Origin of the sequence: Psychroflexus halocasei (genome assembly GCF_900107595.1) — a bacterium.
GTDB lineage: Bacteria > Bacteroidota > Bacteroidia > Flavobacteriales > Flavobacteriaceae > Psychroflexus > Psychroflexus halocasei.
On the sequence record NZ_FNQF01000025.1, the window covers coordinates 1 to 4,777 of the forward strand.

The following is a 4,777-nucleotide window of genomic DNA, read 5'->3' on the forward strand; positions in this document are numbered from 1 at the left end:
ATTTTCAATTTGAAAGGTTCTGAATAACGTCTAATTACTTTGTCATTTTTGTACATAATGTTTAAAATTATGTAGCCTTTATTCAGGACGGGTCAAAATTGCGTATAACGGTCTCGTATAACCGTCAGTTACGGGTTAAAGTACGCAAAATTTTCGGTTTAGCACAGGTTTTAGCAATTCCGAGTGGATTCGGACGTAGTCGAATCCGCCGTAATTGCGGTTATACATTGTTGTAAACAGTTTTTATTTAATTATTTCAAACATTCTTTCGCTTTCATAAGCTTCCCATTCTAAATTTCCATTATACCATACTTTTGTAACAATTGTATTAGAATTGCTTTTGTCAATTTCCGTTTTTATGATATCAAAATCAGATTCTGAAAATTTAATTTTTGTTTCTGAATAGTTGTTTTCATCTAACGTTGTACTTGGTGAAATGGATAGAAATTTTCCATTCTCTCCATTAACAACTTTAATTCCTTTTGGTGAGTCTAAATTACCTTTATAATATTCGTTCCATTCTCCGTTTATTTTATGGTAAATAGTAATATCCGATTCGTTATAACCATTATCTATTTCAAATAAGTTCTCGCCTTGTGCATTTAAGTATTTTATATCAATTCCAATATCAACGTTCACACAGCAGTCATTGTCATCCGAACAGGCTAGAATTGAAAGTCCGATAATTAAAGTAAATAATATTTTTTTCATTTTTAGTATCTTTTTCTAATTTGTTTGTTGTTTTTCAGGTGGTTGCGTTTAAATTGTTTACAACGGTTTTGTATATGGCAAGTGGCGGGCAAACAGGCGCAAAACTTTCCGCCGTAAAACAAGCCAAAAAACCAATTTTTAGGTTTTTGCTTTTTCAAATATAACCAAATAAATTGGTTTTTGGCGACCCCGCAAAAAAGCTGGAACTTCCGTTATAGAACCAATTTCCGCCATTTGCTATATACGGTGTTGCCCAACGTTTTTATTCAGCTGTTTCTTTACCAAAAACTAAATAGAATTCTGAAAGTTGTTGGACAGTTTTAGCTTCCATACTCTTTTCTTTTTCGTCGATTTGCTTTATTAAATTTTCTTGAAAAAAATAAAATTCGCTGTTAGTTATCGTATCTAAATTTTCATCAGTTTCCATAAATTTAATTATATGAGCAAAATTCAGAGTGTCATTTTCGAAATAAAATGTGTAATCATCAGATTTTTTATTTAGAAAATCAATTTTTGCATTTATTCTAAGAATATCTCCTTTTTTATCAGTTCGAGTATTAATAGTAAACTCTGCTAATTTACCATTCTCTATTTTTGTCTTAAATTTATTTTTTGAGTCAATTAAGTCAGTTCGATTATTTATCTTTTTAACATATACATCAATATCAGATGCGGTTTGTTGATTCACGCAACTAATCAAAATTAATATAATTATCGATATGAATAATGTTTTTCTCAAATGTTGGGCAACGGATTTGTGTATGAGTAGTAGCGAGATTTTAGCTCGGAACTTTTTCTCATTTCAAAATCATAAATTTATAACTTAATTTTCGTTTTTCAACACAGACTTCGCTATTACTTATACATAGTGTTACAGCTAGGTTTTTATTTCGATTTAACTCAGGTTCTATATTTCAATTCAACTTAAAATCCTCTAAAAGAAATTTTTTCGGCGCGCTTTGCTTTTCATCGTTTTATATTCTCAAAAGATTGATTTCTTTAATTACTAAACTTGATGATCTAGCTTAAGTCATATTTTCATAAGGATTTTCAAATTAACCGATTTCGTTTAGCTCGTTATTATTCTCCAGGTAAAAATCCGTTTGGCTGATTTTCTGATCTTCTCCATTTCGATTGTCAACTCCAAAACTTTTGGCGAATTCGTCTTAAATCTTAGTACAAATTCCATTTGGCAAGCGACAGAATTCAGTCCTATTTTCTGAGTGATTTTTTCGATTCTGATATTTTCTTTCTTAAAATACTTGAATATCAAAATAGGAGAGAGGATTTTAAAAATCAACGGCTTAACTTAGCTGTAACGTGTTTGTATATGGCTCGTAGCGTGTAAATTAGCGATTATTTTCGGATTTAGCACAAGCCAGATTTTTAAATTTTACTACTTACTTTATTTTTTTGGGAAGTTGTCAAATTTAAAAATTTGGCGACTTTCCAAATATGCCTTAACTTTGAATTTGTCAACTGCCAAGCTATGAGCTATATACAGTGTTGCCCACCGTTTTTATTCAGCTTACCCAACTGCTAATGCTTTCTTTTTCAATCCATTTACCGTTAACAAACTCGTAAATTCGTTCTTCTCCACCACCACATAATCCACCGCAAATTGTTCCTATTTGCACATAAGCCAAATCGTAAGTCTCGTTAAAAATTGGTTTGCTTATCGAGCAATATCCATTCTTACAATTGTTATCAAGCCAATCCCAAAATCTAAATTCTCCTTTTTCAGACTTCTTTTCAAACTCCTTAAACTGTTTTTGGGTTAAAATGTTTTTATTTGGAACTAATTCAGATGTGATTTTAAATTTTTTGTATAAACGTTTTTGAGTGTTATAATGGGTAGTATCTTTTATTTCGAGATACTTTTTCACGTATTTATCAAAATCCACAACCATTGGATTTGAAATTGCTCTCGGTTTTTCCGTTATGCAAGTCGAAGATAAATAGTCGCTACTTTCGTCCTTTAAAATCTGAGTTATTAATTCTGTTGTTTTTTGAGCATCATATTCCGCCGATTTGTTCAAATCAGTTTTGTCCGTTTTACAGCTAAAGTTCAAAATCAGAACTATGATTGATATGTAGAGTGTCGTTTTTTTCAAATGGTGGGCAACGGTCGTGTATATGGCTCGTAGCGTGCAAATTAGCGATTAATTTTCGGGTTAAGCACAAGCCAGATTTTTAAATTTTACTATTTATCTTTTTTATTGGAAATCGTCAAATTTAAAAATTTGGCGACTTTCCAAATATGCCTTAACTTCGATTAAGCAACTGCCAAGCTATGAGCTATATACGTTGTTGCCACCAGTACTTTTTACCACTCAACTTTTCCTCTTAAGTATCTAATATTCTTTTTGTAGTCTTGTCCTTTGTCATCAAATGCAATTTCATCAAAAACCTTTAGGACGATGTAATCATTTTCAACCCAGAATATTTCTTCGATAGTAAAATCATTTATAGCAATATATCTATATGTATTTAAATCAGATATTGAGTTGCTTTTCGATATGTTTACTATCGATATAGTAGATATTTGTTCATACCAATCGTAACATAATTTTCCATCTGGACAAGTTCCATAAGTCATTAAAAACCTATTGTTTTCGGATATCAACGGTTGATTACAACTTCCATCATAAAAAGCCGGTAATGATAAACCGATTGCAGTTTTTTGGTCAATCAAAAACATTTCGCAAATTCCAGCTCCAGCAACTTTAACTAAATGAGCATTTATTTGTGGGTAAAATCCACCGTAATAGTGAGACCTACCCATTATACTTGGAAATTCAAATATTGTATCAGATGCACGAATAGAAAAACAATTTTCAGTACGAGAAATTAGTTTAGAAATTGTATCAGATTTTCGTCTATATTTTTCTTTGTAAGTATTAAAATTCGATTCGGTTATCGAGTCAAAAACTATTTTTAACTCAACAGTTTCATTTTCAAGTCTGATGTCAGAAAACAATTCATAAATACTGTAAGTCACATCGACAGTATCGACTGCCGTTTGATTTCTTTCAGCTTGGGCTGATAAGCCAAAACTTATGAAAGTAAAAATGTATGTTAGCAAGTATTTCATTGTATTGGTGGCAACGGTTTTGTGTATGGTTAGTTGCGTGGTTTGGCAACTAATTTAGCAAAAATTGACCGAACCCGAGAAAATTCCAGCGGAATTTTCGCACGTAATCAGAAAAAAGCAATTAATTATACACGGTGTTAGGCACAGTATTTTAATATTTTTTCTTGTCCGTTAATTTCAAATTCGTTAATGAAATAAGATAATCACAGGCATTATGAAAATTCCCTTTATTTGGCGACCAAACACTTACAACTCTGTATTCAGTTTGATTTACACCTTCCATAATCCATTCAGAACCATCAGTTCCGATTGAACTACGACCTAAATCCATTTCCCAAAAATTTGCTTTTCCAATAAGTTGAGTAAATTCAGTCCATTCTTTTTCGGTTAGTATTTTCAGTCGTTCAATTTCTATTTCTCCAGGTTCATATCCGCCAGCACCATTTAGAACTTTCCAGTAAAGAATAAATCTGTCATTTTTCTTTTCGAATCTAAAAGTCATTGGTTTGTCAAAAGTCCTTAACCAAGTGAATCGATATATTTCTTTGTTAACCTTTCTATTAAATAACAAAGGTTCTTTCATTGCGTGAAGATGTTTTGAATACCAATTCACAACAAATTCATCATAGTTTCCTTCTTTGACTTTAGTTTCTATTTTGGTTCCTTTGTCCGTTTTAATCCAATCCATTTCAACTTCAGGAAACATTTCTTTCGGGAAGTAAGGTTGTTTTAAATCAGTCGGAACATTTAGGCTGTCAACTTCGATTGTTGAGTCAACAAATTTTTCAATCGATTGACTGAATCCGATTTGGGTCAGAAATAATGTCAAAATACCAATTGATAATATTTGTCTCAAAGTTTTGTTCATATTGTGCCTAACGGATTTGTGTATGAGTAGTAGCGAGATTTTAGCTCGGAACTTTTCTCATTTCTAAAACCATAAATTTATAACTTATTTTCGTTTTTAATCAC

At 31.4% G+C, this 4,777-nt stretch carries 5 protein-coding genes; all 5 read right to left on the minus strand.

Annotated elements, in window-relative coordinates:
- Positions 1-243: 243 nt before the first annotated feature.
- The gene (locus BLV84_RS12175; protein WP_143521379.1) at positions 244-711 is read right to left on the minus strand and encodes a hypothetical protein; all 468 of its coding nucleotides are present in this window, start codon (positions 709-711) and stop codon (positions 244-246) included.
- A 262-nt stretch (positions 712-973) separates the two neighbouring features.
- Positions 974-1,399 carry a hypothetical protein gene (locus tag BLV84_RS12180; RefSeq protein WP_143521380.1) on the minus strand — a complete coding sequence of 142 codons (426 nt, stop codon included), beginning with the start codon at positions 1,397-1,399 and terminating at the stop codon, positions 974-976.
- Positions 1,400-2,234: 835 nt separating this feature from the next.
- A complete protein-coding gene (locus BLV84_RS12185) occupies positions 2,235-2,750 on the minus strand; it encodes a hypothetical protein (RefSeq protein WP_234953155.1) in 516 nt (171 codons plus the stop codon).
- A gap of 287 nt (positions 2,751-3,037) precedes the next feature.
- Positions 3,038-3,805 (minus strand): hypothetical protein, encoded by a 768-nt coding sequence (locus BLV84_RS12190; protein WP_093246085.1) that lies wholly within the window; start codon positions 3,803-3,805, stop codon positions 3,038-3,040.
- 151 nt (positions 3,806-3,956) lie between these two features.
- A complete protein-coding gene (locus BLV84_RS12195; protein ID WP_143521381.1) occupies positions 3,957-4,661 on the minus strand; it encodes a hypothetical protein in 705 nt (234 codons plus the stop codon).
- Between the last annotated feature and the right edge of the window lie 116 nt (positions 4,662-4,777).